The sequence below is a fragment of the Sphingomonas sp. Root241 genome (assembly GCF_001428865.1).
GTDB lineage: Bacteria > Pseudomonadota > Alphaproteobacteria > Sphingomonadales > Sphingomonadaceae > Sphingomonas.
In genome coordinates this window covers 184,285-204,628 of record NZ_LMIV01000003.1, presented here as the reverse complement: position 1 = coordinate 204,628, position 20,344 = coordinate 184,285, and the positions used below count along the sequence as shown (strand labels likewise).

Below are 20,344 nucleotides of genomic sequence, written 5' to 3'. Positions count from 1 at the left end.
TTGTCCGGCAATTCCTTGCCAATAGTCTGACTAATCAGGGCACACGCCCGAGGGGCTCACAACACCGAAATGACGCACGATTCCAGCATGACGCCGCGCAAACTTCGTTCCCGCGCATGGTTCGACGATCCCTCGAACGCCGACATGACTGCGCTCTATCTCGAGCGCTACATGAATTTCGGGATCAGCCTCGACGAACTCCAGTCGGGCAGGCCGATCATCGGCATCGCCCAGACCGGCAGCGACCTCTCCCCCTGCAACCGGCATCACATCGTGCTCGCCGAGCGCATCCGCGAAGGCATTCGCGACGCGGGCGGCATCGCGATCGAATTCCCCGTCCATCCGATCCAGGAGACCGGCAAGCGGCCGACCGCGGGGCTCGACCGCAACCTCGCCTATCTCGGGCTGGTCGAGACGCTCTACGGATATCCGATCGACGGCGTCGTGCTCACCACGGGCTGCGACAAGACCACCCCCGCCTGCCTGATGGCCGCGGCGACGGTGAACATCCCGGCGATCTCGCTGTCGGTCGGCCCAATGCTCAATGGCTGGCACAAGGGCGAACGCACCGGCTCCGGCACGATCGTGTGGAAGGCGCGCGAGCTGCTCGCGGCGGGCGAGATCGATTACCAAGGCTTCATCAAGCTGGTCGCCACCTCGGCGCCGTCGACCGGCTTCTGCAACACCATGGGCACGGCATCGACGATGAACAGCCTCGCCGAGGCATTGGGCATGTCGCTGCCCGGTTCGGCCGCGATCCCCGCGCCCTATCGCGACCGGCAGGAATCGGCATACCGCACCGGCCTCCAGATCGTCGAGATGGTTGCCGAAGACCGCAAGCCCAGCGACGTGCTGACGCGCGAGGCGTTCCTCAACGCGATCCGCGTCAACTCGGCGATCGGCGGCTCGACCAACGCGCCGATCCACTTGAACGCGATCGCCCGCCATATCGGCGTCGAACTCAGCCTCGACGACTGGCAGGCGCATGGCCGCGACGTGCCCTTGCTGGTCAATCTCCAGCCGGCGGGCGAGTATCTGGGCGAGGATTATTACCGCGCCGGCGGCGTCCCCGCGGTGGTCGCCGAACTGATGCGCCAGGGGCTGATCTTCGAGGACGCGCTGACCGTCAACGGCCGCGGCATCGGCGACAATTGCCGCGACGCGGTGATCGAGGACGAGAAGGTCATCCGTCGCTTCGATGCGCCGCTCAAGGAGGCGGCCGGTTTCTCGGTGCTGCGCGGCAACCTGTTCGACAGCGCGATCATGAAGCTGAGCGTGATCTCGCCCGAGTTCCGCGAACGCTATCTCTCCGATCCTGCCGACCCCGACGCGTTCGAAGGCCCGGTCGTAGTGTTCGACGGCCCCGAGGATTATCACGCCCGCATCGACGATCCCGCGCTCGGGATCGACGAACGCACACTGCTGATCATGCGCGGCGCGGGGCCGATCGGTTATCCGGGTGCCGCCGAGGTCGTGAACATGCGCCCGCCCGTCCAGCTCATCCAGAAGGGCATCCACGCGCTCCCCTGCATCGGCGACGGCCGCCAGTCGGGCACGAGCGGCAGCCCTTCGATCCTCAACGCATCGCCCGAGGCGGCGGTGGGCGGCGGGCTCGCCTTGCTCCAGACCGGTGACCGGGTGCGGATCGACTTGCGCAAGGGCACCGCGAACATGCTGGTCTCCGACGAAGAGCTGGCGCAGCGGCGGGAAGCCCTGGAGGCTGAGGGCGGCTTCAAATTCCCCGCGAGCCAGACGCCATGGCAGGAGATCCAGCGCGCGATCAACGGCCAGGCCGAGACCGGCGCGGTGCTCGAGCCTGCAGTGAAGTATCAGCGGCTGGCCCAGACCTTCGGCGTCCCGCGGCACAACCACTGAGGCGCGGCAGGACCCGCCCCCAAAACCTTCGTCACCCCGGCCTTGAGCCGGGGTCCCGCGGCCTTCAGGCCGGGCAGAAGAAGCGGGATCCCGGCTCAAGGCCGGGATGACGATGTGGTGACTAGCCCAGCCGGTACAGCCCAGAACCGTGCGGTGGCAGCGTCGCCGCGAACCGGCCCGTTTTCTTGCCCAGGTCCTTGCGCTCCCACAGGTCGCGCACTCGGACGGTCGAGGTGATGCCAAGCCAGCGGAAGTCGACGCCGATCTCCCGTTCCTTGTCTGTCATATTGAACAGAGCGAGGTAGCGATCGGCACTATTCGCGTGTCGCGCCGTCCACACGCGCATCCCGTCCTCGACGAAATGCGGCTGGTTGTCCGTGCTGGCCTGATTGACCGCGATCACTTCCGGGTTGGTGAGAAGCGCTAACGTCGGCGCGTCGAGGTGACGCAGGTCGCCGCCCATGATCAAAGGCGAGCGCGCGATCGACCACAGGGTCATGACCGTGCGCTGCTCGGCCGGGGTGAACTTGGTGTCCCGCTTGCCAAGCGCAAGGCGACCCAGCGGGAGCATGTCGGCGTCGGGCCAGCCGCCGGATCGGCGGTGCGGGTTCCAATTTTCGAGCCGCGTGAACTGCGCCTCGAGCATGGGCCATTCGTCCCAGAAATCATCGCTGATCCGCCACATCTCCGCATGGCGACGAACGTGGTCGGCGCGCGGTACCGGAGTCTCGCCCGGCGAAAGGCTGAGGATGATGAGCCGGCGGGTGGCGACGATCGCCTTGTGCGCCGCTTCTATCTCCGGTGCATGGGCGTCGTACGGACGGCTCATATCGTCCATCTTGACGAAGTCGACGCCCCAGGAGGCATAGAGGGCGAAGACACTGTCGTAATAAGCCTGGGCGCCGGGTTTGCGCATGTCGACGCCGTACATGTCCGGGTTCCACGGGCAGATGCTGCTCGTGTCCGCGATATCCTGCGCCCGGTAGCGGGTGCCGAAGATCGGCAGGTTCTGCTTCACCGCCAGCCGGGGGATGCCGCGCATCAGATGGATGCCGAACTTGAGGCCGAGCCTGTGCACCTCCGCCGCGAGCGGCGCGAAGCCCTTCCCGCCGGCGCTCGAGGGGAAGCGGTTCGGCGCGGGTAGTAGCCGGCCGTAGCCGTCCATCACCGGTTCGGGATTGGAGTTATAGGTGTAGCTGCTGGCCTCCGGCTCGTACCACTGAATGTCGATGGTGAAGATGTCGTATCCGAAGGGCAGCAGCTTCTCGGCCATGATCCGCCCGGTCTCGAGCGCCTGTTCCTCGTTGATCGTCGTCGCGAAGCTGTTCCAGCTGTTCCACCCCATTGGCGGCGTTGGAGCGAGCGCGCGGATGTTGCGCTGGGCCCGCGCCTGCGCGGCAACCGGCACCGCGGCGAACAGGCCGAGCGTCGCGCGGCGGCTGAGCCGGCTCACTTCGCCGCCTCCAGCGTCCGGGCTTCATAGACCATTGCGTCGCTGCCCCGCGTCTCGAAGCGCACCGTCACCTTGTCCTTGCCGCGGGTGAGCGCCTCCGGGATCGGATAGTCGATGCCGACGAAGCGCTTGATGGGCTGCGCGGCGCGGCGCTCGCTGGCGATGCGTGTGCCTTCGATCGAAATGTCGAAATTCTTGTTCACTTCCTCGCCCCAATAAAGCGCGCTGAGCAGCACCGGACCGGGCCGCACCGCAAGCGTGAATTCCATATAGTTGCCGGCGCCCCAGGGGAGTTGGCGCGCGCTGCGGCCGCCCCAGGAGAACAGGTCGCTATGGTTCGAGCGATAGTCGTGATCGCGCTCGGGCTGCATTTCGCCGAGCTGGATCACGTCGATGGTGCGTGCATCCAGCGCGGAGCGCGCCGCGGCCTCGGCGCGGAAAGCGGCCTCCTCGTCCTTCCACTGCGCCTCGGTGAAACGCGGGAAATAGACCGCGGTGCGACGATCATATTGGCGGAAGAAGGGGGCCATATTCAGTGCCGAAGGCCGCGCATCGACAAGGCGGAAGCGGTGCTCTGCGGCGACGACCGGGACAAGCGCCGCGGCGGCGTCCTCGGTGACCAGAGCAGGCGGCGGGCCCTCGAAAACCTCGGCGGCCGGGCCGAGATCAGCCGCCAGCACGAGCGGGCCGCTCAGATAGGCGAGCATGCGCGGATCGTCCGGCGTGGGCTCGGTACGGACGCGCATCGGCAAGGTGAGCTCGATCCGATCCCCTGCCCGCCAGCGACGATCGAGGCGCGCATAGCCGGTGCCGCGCTCGAGCGGCTGAGGCTTCCCATTCACCGCTAACGCCGGGGCGTCGCACCAGCCCGGTAGGCGCAGCGCGATCGCCGTCGCGCTGCGCGGCGCCTTCGTCACGCGGAGCGTCACCTGCTCGCTGAACGGATAGGCGGTGTCGAGCGCGACCTCGAGCCCTCGCTCCTTCCACGCGGCCGTGGAAGGGATGAACAGGTTGACGAACAGCGCCGCATCGTCGTGCCAGTAGATGCTGTCGCCATGCTTGGCGTGCGTCTCCATCCCCGATCCGACGCAGCACCAGAAGCTGTCCTCGGGCATGGAATAGGTCCGCCGCGCGCCCGCGCTGAGCGGCATGAAATAGACGAACATCCCCGTTTCGGGATGTTGGTGCGCAAGCAAATGGTTGAGGTGGATCCGCTCGTAAAAGTCGAACAGCGAAGCATCGGGCTGCCAGCCATAGAGGTGCCGGGTGAGCTTCAGCATATTGTAGCTGTTGCATGCCTCGCAGGTGCGCTCGGTGATCCGGGTGGAGATCTGGTCGGGCGGGCCGAAATGCTCGCGCTCGCTATTGCCGCCGATGACGTAGCTGTGATGCTCGGCGACCGTTTTGTGGAAAAAGCGCGCGGCATCGGCGTGGCGCTGCTCGCCGGTCAGCTCATAGAGCCGGGCGAGGCCGATCAGCTTGGGGATCTGGGTGTTGGCGTGAAGGCCGGGAAGGTCGTCCTTGCCCGCCGCGAGCGGGGCGAGGACCTTCTGGTGATAGATGCGCTGCGAGATCCGCCGCCATCGGGGATCGCCGGTCAGCGCATAGGTCTCGGCATAGCTGTCGTTGAGCCCGCCATGCTCGGCGGCGAGCAATTTCTGCATCTGCGCATCGTCGAGCCCCTCGAGGATCGTGCCGAGATAGCCGGCCATCGCCAGCATCACTGGCATCGCCTCGGCCAGGTCGCCGAAGCGCACCGCGTCGATCAGCCCGGCATGGACCTTGTGCCAGGTATAGAGCGGTACCCAGCCGCCGTTGATGTCGAAGCCGCTGCTGCGGATGTCGCCTTTGCGGATCTCCTCGAAGACGATCTTGCCGTCCACCACCTTGCCGTCGCGCTCGACGGTGGTGCCGCCGACATAGCCGTCGCCCTGCGCGGCCTGGATGCGCGCCATCTCGGCCACGATGTGCCGCAGGCGATCGCGCACCGCCGCGTCGCCGGTCTGTGCGTGAAGCAGCGAAAGCGCCGAGAGATAATGGCCGAGCGAATGGCCGGCGATTCCGCGCGCCTCCCAGCCGCCATAGGTCTCGCCTTTGGTCGGCAGCCCGGCGCTGGCGTAGAAATTGTGGAGCAGCCGCTCGGGCGAGAGCGACAGCAGATAGCGGCGGTTGGCCTCGACCGCGTCGAGAAAAACCGAGGGCTTGAGCCGCACCGCCGAGAGCGGCAGCGGCTTCGCCTTGATCGGCTTTTCATCGACGACGATCCGGGCAAAGGCCGGGCCGGCGAGCGCCAGGGCGCTCGCCGAACCGAGGAACAACCGCCGCGTCAGCATCACTCGACGGCGACCACGACGATCGACTTGGCCGGCAGGTCGAAGGTCAGCTTGCCGCCCGAGCTGTGTGCCGAATAGACTGCGGGCTGGATCGTGTTCGGCTGCTCGAACGTGTTGTGCGTGTCGATCGCCGGGCCGGTGAGGATGCGGCCACGGGCATTGCCGCTGAGATTGGTCGTCACCCGCGCCGCCTTGTTGGGATCGGTGTTGGTGAGCGACAAATACAGCTTGCCGTCGGCGCCGCGGGCGGCCGACACGTCGACCATCGGCACCTTGAACCCGGCCTTCTCATAGGTCGGCCCCTTCACGTCCGCCGCGTACGGCGTGGCGCCCTGGAACGGCACGTACATGTCGAAGACGTGGTAGGTCGGGGTCAGCAGCATCCGACCCTTGTCGGTCAGGATCATCGCCTGGAGCACGTTGATCATCTGCGCGATGTTGGCCATCTTCACGCGGTCGGTGTGCCGGTGGAAGATGTTGAGCGTCAGCGCCGCCACTTCCGCGTCGCGCAGGCTGTTCTGCTGGTAGAGGAAGCCCGGAGTCGAACCCGATTCCTGATCGTACCAGGTGCCCCATTCGTCGACGTACAAGGCGACCTTCTTCTCGGGGTCGTGCTTGTCCATCATGGCTTCGTGCTTGGTGATCAGCTCGTCCATGAAGGTGGCACGACCGAGCGTGGAGGCCCATTCGTCCTCGGAGAAGCCCGTTGCAGCCCCCTTCTTGTCCCATTTGCCCGTCGGGAGCGTGTAATAATGGACGCTTAAGGCATTCATTTTGCTGCCCGCTTCGCGCATCATCACGTCGGTGAAATTATAGTCGCTCCCATTGGAACCGCTGGCGACCTTGATGAGCTTCTTGCCCGCGGGCGGATTGACGAATTCCTGATAGCGGCGGTGGAGGTCCGCCGAATATTCTGGGCGCATGCTGCCGCCGCAGCCCCAGGTTTCGTTGCCCACGCCGAAATATTTGACCGCCCATGGCTTTTCGCGGCCGTTCTTCTTGCGCTCCTCGGCAAGGCTGCCCTTCTCGGCAGTCATGTACTCCATCCACTGGCTCATGTCGCGCGGGCTCATCGAGCCCATGTTGCCTGCGACATAGGCATCGGTGCCGAGCATCTCGGAATAGTTCATGAACTCGTGCGTGCCGAAGGCATTGTCCTCGGTCACGCCGCCCCAGTGGCGGTTGATGCGTACCGGCCGCTTCGCACTCGGGCCGATGCCGTCGCGCCAGTCATATTCATCGGCGAAGCAGCCGCCCGGCCAGCGCACCACCGGCACCTTGAGGTGCCGGAGCGCCGCGAGAACGTCGTTGCGATAGCCGTTGGTATTGGGGATCTTCGAATCGGTTCCGACCCAAAGGCCTTCGTAGATGCCGCGCCCCAGATGTTCGGCGAACTGGCCATAGACCGCAGGCTCGATCTTCGCGCCGGGCTTGCCCGTGTCGACGGTCACGGTGACGCTCGCCGGAGCCTGCGCCAGCGCGGGCGACGCCATCAGCGTCGCCACGATCGGCAGCAGGCCATGCTTCAAAAGCTTCATCTCACTCTCCCTCTTGTTCCCGCGCGACGCCGGGATCTTGTCTAGTTAAAGCTGATTATGTCCGCCGGATTCAAAGCGGAAGAACGCTCGCCTCTCCGCCGGGAACGGTCTGCAGCGGATTGCGCAGCGGCAGCGTGAACGGCGCCGCCGAGACTTCGAAGACATCGCCTTCCTCCGTCCGCACGCCATCGGCGAACGACAAGGTGGCGGTGCCGAAGAAATGGACGTGGACGTCGCCCGGGCGGCGGAAAAGTCCGTATTTGAAATGGTGATGCTCGAGGTTGGCGATCGCGTGCGACATGTTCGCCTCGCCCGAAAGGAACGGCTTTTCCCACAGGGTCTCGCCTTTGCGCACGATCTTGCTGGTGCCGCGCACATCGGCAGGCAGTTCGCCGACGAGCAACTCGGCACCGAGCGACGCGTGGCGCAGCTTGGAGTGGGCGAGCCACAGATAATTGCCGCGCTCGGTGATGTGGTCGGAGAATTCGTTGCCCAGCGCGAAGCCGAGGCGGCGGGGGCGCCCCTCATCGTCGATCACATAGATGCCGGCGATCTCGGGCTCCTCGCTCCCGTCGAGCGCGAAATCGGGCGAAGGCAGCGGCTGGCCGGGACCGATCAGCGACGACCCATCCCCCTTGTAGAACCATTCGGGCTGGACGCCGGGCTTGCCGTCGGTCGGCTTGCCGCCTTCCAGGCCCATGTTGAACATCCGCATCGAATCGGTGAGCGTGCCGCCCGCCGCAGCCTTGTGCATCTGGTCGCGCCCCTCGGCCGAGCCGAGATGGGTGAGGCCGGTGCCGGTGACATAGCAATGCGCGGGATCGGGATGGTCGATCGGCCCGAGCAGGCGTCCCTCGGCTTCGGCGGCGGCGAGATCGACTGCCTCCCCCGCTCGTGCCCGCGCCGCGTCCACCAGCGAAACGCCGTCGCGGATCGCCGCCAGCGCCAGCTCATAGGTCGCGGCCACGCCGCTCAGCCGCACTGCCGCCTCGTCTTCGAGGAACGCGGCGACACCCCGCCCACCAGTCGAGTCGCGAAACTGCACGAGCCTGAACGCCATAACCTCTGGACCCTCTTCCGATTCGAATAATAGTCAGACTTATATACGTCTTGTGCCGCAATCAATCCGCCCCGCTTCGGCTACTCTTGCTGCGTGCCAGGTCAAGTGCGACGAAAAAGTCACTATTTCTGTGAAACTTGACCGGCAACTGACACGACCCGTCACAAAGCGCTTGCAGGATTTTTCGACGCACGTATTTTTGTCTGACTAATCACGCTGCACTCCGTCAGAATGGGCCAACCCATCGGGGAGTACGACAGGAGAGGGGAAAAGAAATGGCTCTCAAGCACGGGATTCTCTGTTCCGCATCGCTCGTCGCGTTGACCTTGTTCGTGACACCGGTAGCAGCGCAGACCGACACACCAGCCGACGCCACACAGGAGCAACAGGACGATATCGTCGTCACCGGCATCCGCGGGAGCCTCGGCAGCGCCCAGGCGCGCAAGCGGGAAGCGACCGCGGTCACCGACTCGATCGTCGCGGAAGACATCGGCAAGCTTCCCGACAACACCGTCTCCGATGCACTGCAACGCGTGACCGGCATCCAGGTCCAGCGTGGCGCCGGCGAGGCCGGCACCGTCCTGATCCGCGGCCTGCCCAACGTCACGTCCTATATCAACGGCCGCGAGGTCTTCACTGGCACCGGCCGCGGGGTCGCGCTGCAGGACATCCCTGCCGAATTGGTCGCCGGAGTCGATGTCTACAAGACCGCCACGCCCGATCTCGTCGAGGGCGGCGTCGCCGGCCGCATCGACATCCGCCTGCGCCGGCCATTCGATTTAAAGCCCGGTGTCACCATCGCTGGCAACTTCCGGGCGTTGTACAGCGACAAGCGCGAGGCGTGGAGCTATATCGGCAGCGGGCTGGTCAGCGGGCGCTGGGAGACCGCGGGAGGGCAGGAGTTCGGCATCCTCCTGGGCGCATCGTACAACAAGCGCCGCTATCGCGACCAGACCGCCTTCAACTTCGGCTTCAATCCGTTCAACAACGCCGCGACCGGCGGGCAGAACGTGCTGATCCCCGACACCGTCGGCGCCCTGGTGACCGACGGCGACCGCACCCGCCCGGCCTTCAACGCATCGCTGCAGTGGAAGCCCTCCCCCGATCTCGAAATCTACGCCGACGGCCTCTTCACCGGCTATCGCAACGATTACAGCGTCAACTTCTTCGTCGGCCTGCCCAAAGCGGGCAACGTCACCGCAGTGACGCGCCAGTCCGATACGGTGACCATCCCGTCGATCGGCGCGGCACGTCCCGTCGCCGGCACGGTGACGACCGCCGACAATTTCACGATCACCAGCAAGCAGGCCTTCCGCCAGAAGACCGACGGCTACCAGGCGGCGACCGGCCTGAAATGGACGCCCGGGCCGGCGACGATCAGCACCGAACTCACGTACAACAAGAGTCGCGTGGCGAGCACTTCGTACATCGTCGACGCCAATTTCGTGGTGCCGCGCATCCAATATCAGTTCGACGTCGACGGCACGCCCAACATCCAGGCGTTCACGGCGACGGGCGGCGCCTACGACCTCACCAATCCGGCGAACCTCAACCTGTTCGCGCTGTTCGACCAGAACAACCTCGCGGAAAGCGAGCAATGGGCGTGGCGCTGGGATGTCGGCCGCGATTTCGATTCGGGCGTGCTCAAGAATTTCAAGTTCGGCTTCCGCACCGCCCGGCGCACCGGCACTTCGGACGGCACCGGCGAGAACCGCTTCGGCCTGACCGGCGCCGGAACGTCCTACCCCGGCTTCGGCGTGGGCGGACCGACCGATATCCTCGGCGGGCGCGTCGGGGTGGACGGCTTCGCGCTGCCGAGCACCGATTGGATCCGCGAGAATATCGACCGGCTTCGCGCGATCGCCGGACGGCCGGCGGGCGCGCCCGCCTTCGCGCCGACGCTGCATTTCGACCTGGTCGAGAAGAACTATGCCTTCTACGGCCAGACCCAATTCGACTTCACCGATTCCGGGCTGCCGCTCGAGCTGCTGATCGGCGCGCGCGTCGTCAACGACGACACCAGTCTCGACGCGACATTGGTCAATAACGGCGTCGTCACGCCGGTATCGGGCAAGCGCAACGAGCTCGACTTCCTGCCGAGCGCGACCTTGAAGTTCCGCGCGGCGGACGACCTGGTCCTCCGCCTGGTCGCGGGGGAATCGATCACCGCGCCCGAGTTCGCGCAGCTGAACCCGGCGACGAACATCGCGCCACTCGGCGCCACCGGCAATTCCTCGACCTTCGGCTCGGGCAGCGGCGGCAATCCGGATCTCCGCTCGATCAAGACGAAGAATCTCGACGGCACGATCGAATGGTATTTCAGCCGCACGGGCTCGCTGACGCTCTCGGCCTTCTACCGCAAGCTCGACGGCTATATTCAGACCTATTCCGCGGTGGAATTCTTCCCCACCGGCGCGGGCGGCGCGCTGCAGAGCTACCAGGTTTCGCGGCCACGCAACACCGACAAGGGCTCGCTCAAGGGCGTGGAGATAGCCTATCAGCAATTCTTCGACTTCCTGCCCGGCCCCCTGAGCGGCTTCGGCGCGCAGGCCAACTTCACCTATGCCGATGGCGAGGTGGAGGCCCCGCCGGTCGCCGGCCAGCCGACGGTGATGCAACGCATCACTCCGATCTCGAAATATTCGTACAACCTCGTCGCGATGTACGAGAAATACGGGTTCTCGGCGCGCCTCGCCTATAATTGGCGCAGCAAGTACGTCGATTCCTACGCGGCCAACATCCCGGGCGGGCTGGTCGAAGTGGCGCCGGTGGCATTCCTCGATTTCTCGGCGAGCTACGATATCACGCCCCAGATCACCCTCTCGGTCGACGCGACCAACCTGCTCAACGAGACCTATCAGGATTCGTTCGGCGGCTATGCGGTGACGCCGCGCGATACGCGCCAATATGACCGCACCTTCGGCGCCGGCGTGCGGTTCCGCTTTTGAGGATTGCTTTGTCCGCTGCACTGCTCGGTGCTCCTGCTTTGGCGGGGGCATCGATGGTGCTCGCGGCGCATGCGCAGACCCGCCCACCCGAGCCGCCGTCGATCAACGCGCGCATGGCCGGCGACATCGCGCCGGTTCATGATCCCGCGATCATCCGCCAGGGCGACACCTTCTATCTGTTCACGACCAGCCAGGAGCGCGACGGCAAGGGGCTGATCCATATCCGCACGTCGAAGGACCTCGCGAACTGGGCGCGCGCGCCCTCGATATTCACCGAGTTGCCGGCCTGGGTGAAGGACGCCGTGCCCGGCGCGCGCGGGATCTGGGCCCCGGACGTCAGTTTCTCGCACGGCGAGTATCGCGTCTATTATTCGGTCTCGACGTTCGGGAAGAACCGTTCCGCGATCGGGCTGGTGACCAGTCCCTCACTCGAGAATCCGCGCTGGACCGACAAGGGCCTCGTGTTCCGATCGGGGCAGAAGGACGATTTCAACGCGATCGACCCCAATGTCTTCGACGATGCCGAGGGACGCCAATGGATGGCATTCGGCAGCTTCTGGTCGGGGCTCAAGCTGATCCGGCTCGACCCGGCAACCGGGCTGCGTTCGGCCGAGGACGACAAGGTCCACGCGATCGCCCGCCGGGGCGGCCCCGGCGCGATCGAGGCGCCGTTCGTGATCCGCCGCGGCAAATTCCACTATCTGTTCGCTTCGTTCGACTTCTGCTGCCGGGGCGCCGCGAGCACCTATTACACCGTGGTCGGCCGTTCGAAGGACCCGGAAGGCCCCTATCTCGATCGCGAGGGCAAGAAGATGATGGACGGCGGCGGCCTGCTCGTCCTCCACGCCGATCTCGATCCCTCGAAGCGCTTTGCAGGTCCGGGACATATCGCGATCCTGCGCGAGCCCGAACGGGATTACATCGTCTACCACGCTTATGATACGCAAGCGCGCGGCGTGCCGACGCTCCGCATCCAGCCTTTGGACTGGACGGACGACGGCTGGCCGGTCGCACTCTAGAACAAACCTTCCCCAGGAGAAGAACAAGCCCATGCCAGCCGTTTCCGCCCCACCCCCGACCGGCGCCCCGTCGGTCGCAGGCGTACCGTACCGCGCCGCGCTCTCGATGCTGGCCACCTTGTTCTTCATGTGGGGCTTCATCAGCGTCATCAACGGCACGCTGCTGCCGCACCTGCGCAGCGTGTTCGAACTCAGCTATTTCGAGACCGGATTGATCGAATCGGTCTGGTTCATCGGCTATCTGCTCGCATCGATCCCCGCGGCGAAGCTGATCGAGCGGATCGGCTATCAGCGCGCGCTGACCGTCGGCCTGTCGGTCATGACCGTCGGGTCGCTGGGCATGATCCTGGCCGCGTACCTCATCTCGTACTTCGTGACCGTCGCCTCGCTGTTCGTCGTCTCGTGCGGCATCGCGCTCCTGCAGGTCGCGGCGAACCCCTATGTCGCGGTGATCGGCCCGCCCGAGAGCGCCGAGCGGCGCCTCACTTTGGTGCAGGCGTTCAACACCACCGGCGACGTGCTGGCGATCCTGTTCGGCAAGTATCTGATTCTTGCGCGCACTACCGCCGGCACGACGGCGCATGGCACGCAGCTCACTGCCGAGCAGCGTGTCGCCGACGCGCAGGCGACCCAGCTTCCCTACCTCATCGTCGCGATCGTGCTGGCGGCGCTCGCCGTCATGATCGCCCGCGCCAAGCTCCCCGCGCTGGGATCGGCGACCAGCCGCGTTTCGGCCGAAGCGCGCCGCGGCCTCTCGCTGTTCAACCACCGCAACCTGATCCTCGGCTGCGTCGGCATCGCGCTGTGCGTGCTCGCCGAGATCGGCGTGGGCAGCTATTTCATCAACTTCGCGTCGCAGCCCGACGTCGCCAATCTGACGCAGGAGAATGCCGCGACCTACCTCACGCTGTTCTGGGGCGGGATGATGGTCGGCCGGTTCGCCGGCGCGGCGCTGATGCAGCGGATCGCGCCGGAGCGGGTGCTGGCGGTGTTCGCGCTGATCGCGATCGCCGGCTCGCTGACGGCGGTGTTCGCGACCGGACCGGCCGCGATGTACGGCCTGATCGTCGTCGGCCTGGGCCTCTCGATCATGTTCCCCGCCATCTTCGCACTGGCGATCCGCGGGCTGGGACCGCTGACCGAGGAAGGTTCGGGCCTGCTGATCATGTCGATCGCGGGCGGCGCGCTCGCCGCCTTCCAGGGCAAGATCGGGGACGCGTTCGGGCTGCACTGGGGCTTCCTGGTGACGACGGCCTGCGCGCTCTACGTGCTGTTCTACGCGCTATGGGGCTGCAAGGTGACCAACCCGGTCGCCGACGTGCCGGCTACCGCAGCCGAGTAGGAAGGAAGGCTGGAGCTTCCATCGTCACCCCCGCGAAAGCGGGGGCCCATCTCCCGGAGGCTCCACCAGGACAACAGCTGCGATGCTCGCTGAACGCGCCGGAGATAGGCCCCCGCTTTCGCGGGGGTGACGGCGTTCAGCTAGCCTAGCGCCAGCTCGGCCGAGCGGACTAGCCCGCCGCGACCTCGCGGCGCGGGCTCTTGGCCTGGCGGAGCTTCGGACCCTTGCTGCGCGTCGTGTCGAGGAACGCCATGTCGACGAGGTGTGCCATCGCCGCGTGCGCGCCCTCGGGATCGCCTGCCGCGATCGCATCGTAGACGCGCTGGTGATCGGGCACGGGATCGCGGCGCAGCGGGCTGTTGCGCTGCTTGAAGATCGTCGTCCACGCCACCGCCGCGCTGACGCTGGTGGTGAGCGTGGTGATGAAGGGATTGGCCGAGGCCTCCAGCAAGGCCGCGTGGAAGTCCTGATCGGCGATCCGTCCCTCCTCCACTGCGAGCGTGTGCTTCTCCATGCCCTGGAGCGCTTCCGCCATGCGTTGCAATTGCGCATCGGTGCGGCGCTCCGCCGCGAGCGCCGCGGCCTCGGGCTCGAAGATCTTGCGCAGCTCGAACAGGCTGTAGAGCAATTCGTCGTCGGGCTCGAACTCGAATATCCACGACAGCACATCCGGATCGAGCAGATGCCATTTCTCGCGATCGCTGACTCGCGTGCCGGTGCGCGGGCGGCTTTCGACCAGCCCCTTGGCGGCGAGGATGCGCAGCGCCTCGCGGTACGCGGTGCGCGACACGTGGAGCCGATCGCTCGCCGCGACTTCGTTGTTGAGCACCTCGCCCGGCTTGTAGCGCCCCGAGACGATCAGGATGCCGAGATCGCGTGCGATCGTACCGTGCAGGCGCAGCGACTTGCGCCGGGCCCGGACGTTCAGCGGCTTGGCAGTCTTGACCTTTGCAACCATGGCTCGATCCTAGCGCTGCGAAGGGGCCGCGTACAACCTGTCGATCACACGGGCATGGTGACGAATACGTTCCATGAGAGCGGTTTCAGGACAGTCTCGAGAACGCCGTCGACAAATTCGGCGCGCGGATGCGATTTCGGCGCGACTTCGTCGGGCGCATCGGCGCTGTTGATCGCCTTGAGATCGGCGTGATGGAGCTCGAATGCCTCGGCCAGACGGCGCGCGCCGAGGCCACGCAGCTCGGCGGTCAGCGCCATCTCCTGATCGAGGCTGCGGTTCAACGCGAAGACGGCGACCGCGCCGGTCTCGGGATCGTGCACCATCGACTGGACGAGCAACGGCGCCGCCGTCTCGTCCCCCGCCGCAAAGCTCCCGGTCTCGACCGCGGCGCGCAGCACGTTGCCGCGGCCATAGCGCGCCGCCTGCGCGAAGGGATGGAAGATCGTCTGGCGCCAGGCCGGCCCGCCGGTCCGGGTCATGATCGGCCCGATCACGTTGACGAGCTGCGCGATGCACGCCGACTTCACGCGATCGGCGTGGTTCATCATCGTGAGCAGCACGCCGCCGACGACGAGCGCGTCCTCGAAATTGTAGATTTCCTCGAGCAACGCGGGCGCCTCGGGCCAGCCGACGCCGCGCAATTGCTCGCCGGCGCGGGCGCGGTACCAGACGTTCCACTCGTCGACCGAGAGCATGATCCGCTTGGGGCTGCGGCGCTTGGCCGCGACCGCGTCGGCGATCGCCGCGACTTCGACGATGAAGCGTTCGAGCCCGTCGATCGCGGTGAGGAAAAGCGCCACGTCGTTCTCGTGGTTGGTGAAATATTGGTGGAGCGAGATGAAGTCGACGTCCTCGAAGCAATGGTCGAGCACGGTATATTCCCACGTGCCATAGGTCGGCATGTCGCGCGCCGAGGAGCCGCAGACCGCGAGATGGAGCCCGTCCGAGGTCCAGCGCATCACCTTGGCGGTTTCCTTGGCCACGCGGCCATATTCCTGCGCGGTCTTGGCGCAGGTCTGCCACGGGCCGTCCATCTCGTTGCCGAGGCACCAGAATTTGATGTCGTGCGGCTGCTCGTATCCGTGGCTGCGGCGCAGATCGGCATAATGCGTGCCGCCCGGGTGGTTGCAATATTCGAGGAAGTTCTGCGCCTCGGCCGGGCCGCGGGTGCCGAGGTTCACCGCGAACATCGGCTCGAGCCCGGCGAGGCGGCACCAGTCGATGAATTCGTTGGTGCCGAACTGGTTGGTTTCGGTCGAGCCCCAGGCGAGGTCGAGGCGGACCGGGCGCTCCTCCTTGAGCCCTACCCCATCCTCCCAGTCATAGCCCGAGACGAAGTTGCCGCCGGGATAGCGCACGATCGTCACCCCGAGCTCGCGGGTGAGATCGAGCACGTCGCGGCGGAAGCCGTTCGCGTCCGCCGTCGCATGGCCCGGCTCGTAGATGCCGCCGTACACGCAGCGCCCGAGATGCTCGACGAAGGTCCCGAACACGCGCCGATCGAGCGGCGCGACGACGAAGGCCGGATCGGCGATTACGCGGGACTTGAGCATAAGGAGCCTCGTGGAGTCACAGATGGTCGAGCACCGCGTTCACGCGGCGCTCCATGTCGGAAAGCGTCTGGTCGATCGGCTTGGCGCCCGAGATCGCCGCCGCGGCCTCGGTACCGACGATCGTCTCGATCGGGAACTGGCGGCGCACGTCCTTGGGCAAGGGCTGGGCCGTGGTGGCGAGGATCGCGAGATTGTCGCGATGCGGCAGGGCACGCCATTCGGGGCTGTCGATGATCGCCTGGAACGCCGGCAGATGCCCGGTCCGCGCCCAGTGCCTGGCGTGGCGCGCGAAGAATTTGAGGAAGCGGACGGCGGCGGCGCGCTCCTCGGGAGTACGGCGAGCGTTGCGCGGCATCACCCAGTTATGGCCGTCGGCGAAGGTCGCCTCGCGCTGGAACAGCCTGGGGTAGGGCATCACCGTGTACCCGCCATTGGCGAGCGCACCGGTGGACTCGCGCGACTTCGCGTCGAAGGTGCCGACCATCCAGGTGCCGACGAGGAACACCCCGCCATCGCCGTTCAGGAAACCCGCCACCGCGGCGCTGTAATCCTGGTTCTTGGTGGTGAAGTCGCGCTCGTAGATCGTCTTGAACAGCTGGAGCGCATTGCGCCCCTCGGGCGTCCGGAAGTTGGCGCGGCCGTTCCGGAACAAGGTGCCGTTCTGCTGCATCACGAAGGTGTAGAAGTTGCGCGTGAAGCCGGCATATTCGTTCGCGGCGCCCTGCACGAGATAGGGCTTGCCGGTGCGTTCGCGGAATTGCCGCGCCTGCGCGAACAGCTCCTCCGGGGAGCGCGGCAGGATCGGCTTGCCGCCCTGCACCAGCCCGGCCTTGCGGAACAGGTTCATGTTGATGTGCCACAGCGGCGCCCAGGTATCGATCGGCAGCCCCCAGGCGTGGCCGCCGACGGTCACCGCGGCGCGCGCGGCATTGGTGAAGCTGGCAGGCGGCGCGCCGATCGCGGTGAGGTCCGCGTCGAGCGGCTCGAGGAGGTTGCGCGCCTGATAGTCCGGGATCACCGATCCGTGCATCGTCACCAGATCGGGCGCGTCATTGGCGGCGAGCTGGGCCGTGAGTTGGTCGTAGCCGGGCCAGAACACGACGTTCTCGACCACATCGACATCGGGGTTCTCGGCCTCGAAGCGGTTGATCATCGCGGTCATGATCCCGCACTCGCCCTCGGCCCCGGCGATGTCGGTGACGCGGCCATATTCGGCTTCACACGCGCCGAAGAAGCGCTGGATCACCAGCCGTGTCTTGTCCGGCTTCGCGTCCGAGCAACCGGCGAGCAGCACCGCCAGCGGCAAGAGCCAACCCAGCCTCATCGCCCCGCCGCCCCCGCCACTGCCTGGACGATGTATTTCTGGAAGAACAGGTACACGATCAGCATCGGCGCCCCGGCGAACACCGCCTGCGCCATCAGGAAGCCGAGCCCCTCGGTCTGGGCGAAGTTCATCTGGGTCGAGGCGATGCCCACCGTGAGCGTGAACATGTCCTTGTTGGTCGCGGAGATCAGCGGCCACCAATAGTCGTTCCAGGCGTGGAGGAAGGTGAAGATGCCGAGCGTCGCCTGGGCGGGCACGGTGAGCGGCAGCAGCAGCCGCCAGAAGATCGTGAAGCGAGAGGCGCCGTCGAGCAAGGCCGCCTCGTCGATGTCCTTGGGGATCGCGCGGAAATATTGCGTCATCAGGAACACCCCGAAGGGCGCCGAGAGGCCGGGCAGGATCAGCGCCTGATACGTGTTGTGCATGCCGAGCCAGCTGAACATCTGGTGCCGCGCGATGATCACTGCCTGTTCGGGCACCGCGAGCCCCAGCAGCACCACGACGAAGAGGATGTCGCGCCCGCGGAACTCCAACCGCGCGAAACCGTAGCCGGCGAGCGAGGCGAGGACGAGCACGCCCGCGGTCATCCCGAACGAGACGATCAGGCTGTTACCGATCCAGCGGAACACGCTGCCGTTGCCGAAGAGAGTGCGGTAATTCTCCAGCGTGTAGCGCCCGTTGAACACCGAGGCGGTGTCCGTCATCAGCTCCGCATTGGCCTTGAGCGACAGCGCCAGCACCCACAATAAAGGCACGAGCATCAGCACCGCGGCAAGCACCACCAACACGATGGCGAGGCGGCTGCGCGTCATGCCGCATCCTTCCGCGAGGAGATGCGATACTGGACCATCGCCGCGATCAGGATCATCGCGAACAATATCTGCGCCGCCGCCGCGGCATAGCCCAGCTCCCATTGCCGCCAGCCGGTTTCGTAGATGAACAGCACGATCGGACGCGTGGCGTTGTTGGGGCCGCCCAATGTCATCAGCTGTGCCTGGCCGAACAATTGGAACTGCAGGATCACTTCGATGATGATCACGAGGAAGAAGGTTCGGCGGATCGCGGGCAAGGTGATCCGGGTCAGCGTGGTCCAGCGCGAGGCATTGTCGAGCGCGGCGGCTTCGTAGAGGTCGCGCGGCACCTGCTGGAGCGCGGCGAGGAACAGCACCATCGGCAGCCCGATGCACCACCAGATCGTAGTGACGGCGATCGCCGGCATCGCCAATTTCTCGTTGTTGAGGAACGCGATCGGCGTCTTGCCCAGCGCCTCCGCGGTCACCCCGAGCAGCCCGCCATCGGGCAGGAACACCAATCGCCACACCAAAGTAACGACGGTGACGGAGAGCACGGTCGAGGCGAAGAAGATCGTCCGCAGCACCGCTGCCCACCGTTCCCGGCGGTTGAGCACTAATGCGAGGCCAAGCCCCGCGAGAGTGAGGAACGGCACCGTGAGCAGCACGAAATAAAAGGTGTTCGCCACCGTCTGGAGGAAGATCGCGTCGCCGAACAGCCGGACGAAATTGGCGGCCCCGACCCAGCGCTCAGTGCCGAACAGGTCGCTTTTGGTGGTCGACAGCCACATTCCCATCGCCAGCGGCACGACGAGCATGACGACGAAGACGAACAGATACGGCACGACGAACAGGGCGTTGCGCCAATTGCCGCTGCCCGGGACCTTGGGCACGGGAACGGTGAGCGCTGCCGCCGGTTCGGCGATCGCCGTCGCCATCAGGCGGGCTCCGTGCGATGATGGCCAAGGCCGGCCGCGTCGAAGAGATGCGCGGCGGCGCCGTCGATCGTCAGCCCGACGCGGTCGCCGGGGCGGACAGCGGAGACTCCGGCATCCTCGGCGACCAGCCGCGCGCCGTCGGCGAGCAGCGTGTGGACCAGGGTGCGTTCGCCAAGCCGTTCGACGACTTCGGCAGTGCCGTGGGTCGCGGCATCGCCACCGTTGGCGACGCGCACCGTCTCGGCGCGCAGTCCCAAGGTCATCTCGCTTTGTCGAAGGCCGGCAAAGGGCACCGCGGTGTCGACGACCGTGCCATCGCCCAGCCGCGCCCGCGCATTGCCCGAGGGCGCGGCCTCGACTGTCACCGCCAGCAGGTTGATCTTCGGCGAGCCGACAAAGGTCGCGACGAACCGGGTCCGGGGGCGGAGATAGATCTCCATCGGCGTGCCGACCTGCTCGATCCCCCCGGCGTTGAGCACGACGATCCGGTCCGCGAGCGTCATCGCCTCGACCTGGTCGTGCGTCACGAAGATCATCGTCGTGCCGAGCCGCCGATGGAGCTGGGCGAGCTCGAGCCGGGTGCGGACGCGAAGGGCAGCGTCCAGATTCGAAAGCGGCTCGTCGAGCAGGAACAGTTCGGGCTGCTTCACGATCGCGCGGGCGATGGCGACGCGCTGCCGCTGTCCGCCCGAGAGCTGACCGGGTTTCCGATCGAGCAGCACCTCTATCTCCAGGCTCGCCGCCGCCGCCGCAATCCGGACGGCGATCTCGTCCGCCGGCACGCGCAGGTTGCGCAGACCGAATGCCATGTTCTCGCGCACGCTCAAATGCGGGTAGAGCGCGTAATGCTGGAACACCATCGCGACGCCGCGCGCGCCGGGCGGCAGCGTGTCGACGCGGCGCTCGCCGATGCGGATCTCGCCGCTGTCGACGGTCTCCAGCCCCGCGATCATCCTGAGCAAGGTCGATTTGCCGCAGCCCGAAGGCCCCAGGAACACCACGAACTCGCCCGCCGCGATATCGAGCGACAGCCGCTCGATCACCGTGACGGCGCCATATGCCTTGCCGACCTCGGCCAGCTGAACGCCCGCCAAGCACCCTCTCCTTATGAATTGTCTGATGAATGAGGGGAAAGCGCGAACCTGTCAACGCCGCGGCGCGGACATCTTCGTTGACCCCTCCCACATCTCCATTAGGCTGCGCAAAGATTTC

14 protein-coding genes are annotated in these 20,344 nt (G+C 66.2%); 4 read left to right on the top strand and 10 right to left on the bottom strand.

What is annotated here, in order from left to right; all coding sequences use genetic code 11:
• Nucleotides 1–69 precede the first annotated feature (69 nt).
• On the top strand, nt 70–1,875 hold the full coding sequence (locus tag ASE13_RS16145; RefSeq protein WP_056618387.1) for an IlvD/Edd family dehydratase: 1,806 nt from the start codon (nt 70–72) through the stop codon (nt 1,873–1,875).
• Between the two features lie 121 nt (nt 1,876–1,996).
• On the opposite strand, the gene ASE13_RS16140 is transcribed toward ASE13_RS16145, so the two are convergent.
• The 4 genes from ASE13_RS16140 to araD1 all read right to left on the bottom strand — a co-directional run bounded on the left by ASE13_RS16140 (nt 1,997) and on the right by araD1 (nt 8,259).
• A complete protein-coding gene (locus ASE13_RS16140) occupies nt 1,997–3,328 on the bottom strand; it encodes a glycoside hydrolase family 27 protein (RefSeq protein WP_056618384.1) in 1,332 nt (443 codons plus the stop codon).
• On the bottom strand, nt 3,325–5,661 hold the full coding sequence (locus ASE13_RS16135) for a glycoside hydrolase family 127 protein (protein WP_056618376.1): 2,337 nt from the start codon (nt 5,659–5,661) through the stop codon (nt 3,325–3,327). The genes ASE13_RS16140 and ASE13_RS16135 overlap by 4 nt, the downstream gene beginning before the upstream one ends.
• Complete coding sequence (locus tag ASE13_RS16130; RefSeq protein WP_056618371.1) at nt 5,661–7,199, bottom strand: alpha-N-arabinofuranosidase; 1,539 nt, start codon at nt 7,197–7,199, stop codon at nt 5,661–5,663. Before ASE13_RS16130 ends, ASE13_RS16135 begins: the two co-directional genes overlap by 1 nt.
• Before the next feature lie 70 nt (nt 7,200–7,269).
• Nucleotides 7,270–8,259, bottom strand: a complete 990-nt coding sequence (araD1, locus tag ASE13_RS16125) for an AraD1 family protein (RefSeq protein WP_056618367.1) — start codon at nt 8,257–8,259, stop codon at nt 7,270–7,272.
• A 275-nt stretch (nt 8,260–8,534) separates the two neighbouring features.
• Between araD1 and ASE13_RS16120 the strand changes: the two genes are divergently transcribed.
• From ASE13_RS16120 to ASE13_RS16110, 3 genes are read left to right on the top strand one after another with little or no spacing between them, the layout of a single operon-like run.
• On the top strand, nt 8,535–11,207 hold the full coding sequence (locus ASE13_RS16120) for a TonB-dependent receptor (protein WP_056618363.1): 2,673 nt from the start codon (nt 8,535–8,537) through the stop codon (nt 11,205–11,207).
• Between the two features lie 53 nt (nt 11,208–11,260).
• Nucleotides 11,261–12,226, top strand: coding sequence for an arabinan endo-1,5-alpha-L-arabinosidase (locus tag ASE13_RS16115; RefSeq protein WP_056618993.1), 966 nt, complete (start codon nt 11,261–11,263; stop codon nt 12,224–12,226).
• A 31-nt stretch (nt 12,227–12,257) separates the two neighbouring features.
• Nucleotides 12,258–13,568, top strand: a complete 1,311-nt coding sequence (locus ASE13_RS16110) for a sugar MFS transporter (protein WP_056618360.1) — start codon at nt 12,258–12,260, stop codon at nt 13,566–13,568.
• A gap of 169 nt (nt 13,569–13,737) precedes the next feature.
• Here ASE13_RS16110 and ASE13_RS16105 read toward each other — a convergent pair whose 3' ends face one another.
• From ASE13_RS16105 to ASE13_RS16080, 6 genes are read right to left on the bottom strand one after another with little or no spacing between them, the layout of a single operon-like run.
• Nucleotides 13,738–14,526 (bottom strand): FadR/GntR family transcriptional regulator, encoded by a 789-nt coding sequence (locus ASE13_RS16105; RefSeq protein WP_056618355.1) that lies wholly within the window; start codon nt 14,524–14,526, stop codon nt 13,738–13,740.
• 44 nt (nt 14,527–14,570) lie between these two features.
• Complete coding sequence (locus ASE13_RS16100; protein WP_056618354.1) at nt 14,571–16,079, bottom strand: alpha-N-arabinofuranosidase; 1,509 nt, start codon at nt 16,077–16,079, stop codon at nt 14,571–14,573.
• A 16-nt stretch (nt 16,080–16,095) separates the two neighbouring features.
• Complete coding sequence (locus ASE13_RS16095) at nt 16,096–17,403, bottom strand: extracellular solute-binding protein (protein ID WP_056618350.1); 1,308 nt, start codon at nt 17,401–17,403, stop codon at nt 16,096–16,098.
• A complete protein-coding gene (locus tag ASE13_RS16090) occupies nt 17,400–18,215 on the bottom strand; it encodes a carbohydrate ABC transporter permease (protein ID WP_056618347.1) in 816 nt (271 codons plus the stop codon). Before ASE13_RS16090 ends, ASE13_RS16095 begins: the two co-directional genes overlap by 4 nt.
• Nucleotides 18,212–19,132: a carbohydrate ABC transporter permease gene (locus ASE13_RS16085; RefSeq protein WP_056618345.1), complete on the bottom strand. Its 921-nt coding sequence runs from the start codon at nt 19,130–19,132 to the stop codon at nt 18,212–18,214. Before ASE13_RS16085 ends, ASE13_RS16090 begins: the two co-directional genes overlap by 4 nt.
• Nucleotides 19,132–20,226: an ABC transporter ATP-binding protein gene (locus tag ASE13_RS16080; RefSeq protein WP_056618339.1), complete on the bottom strand. Its 1,095-nt coding sequence runs from the start codon at nt 20,224–20,226 to the stop codon at nt 19,132–19,134. Before ASE13_RS16080 ends, ASE13_RS16085 begins: the two co-directional genes overlap by 1 nt.
• Nucleotides 20,227–20,344: the final 118 nt, after the last annotated feature.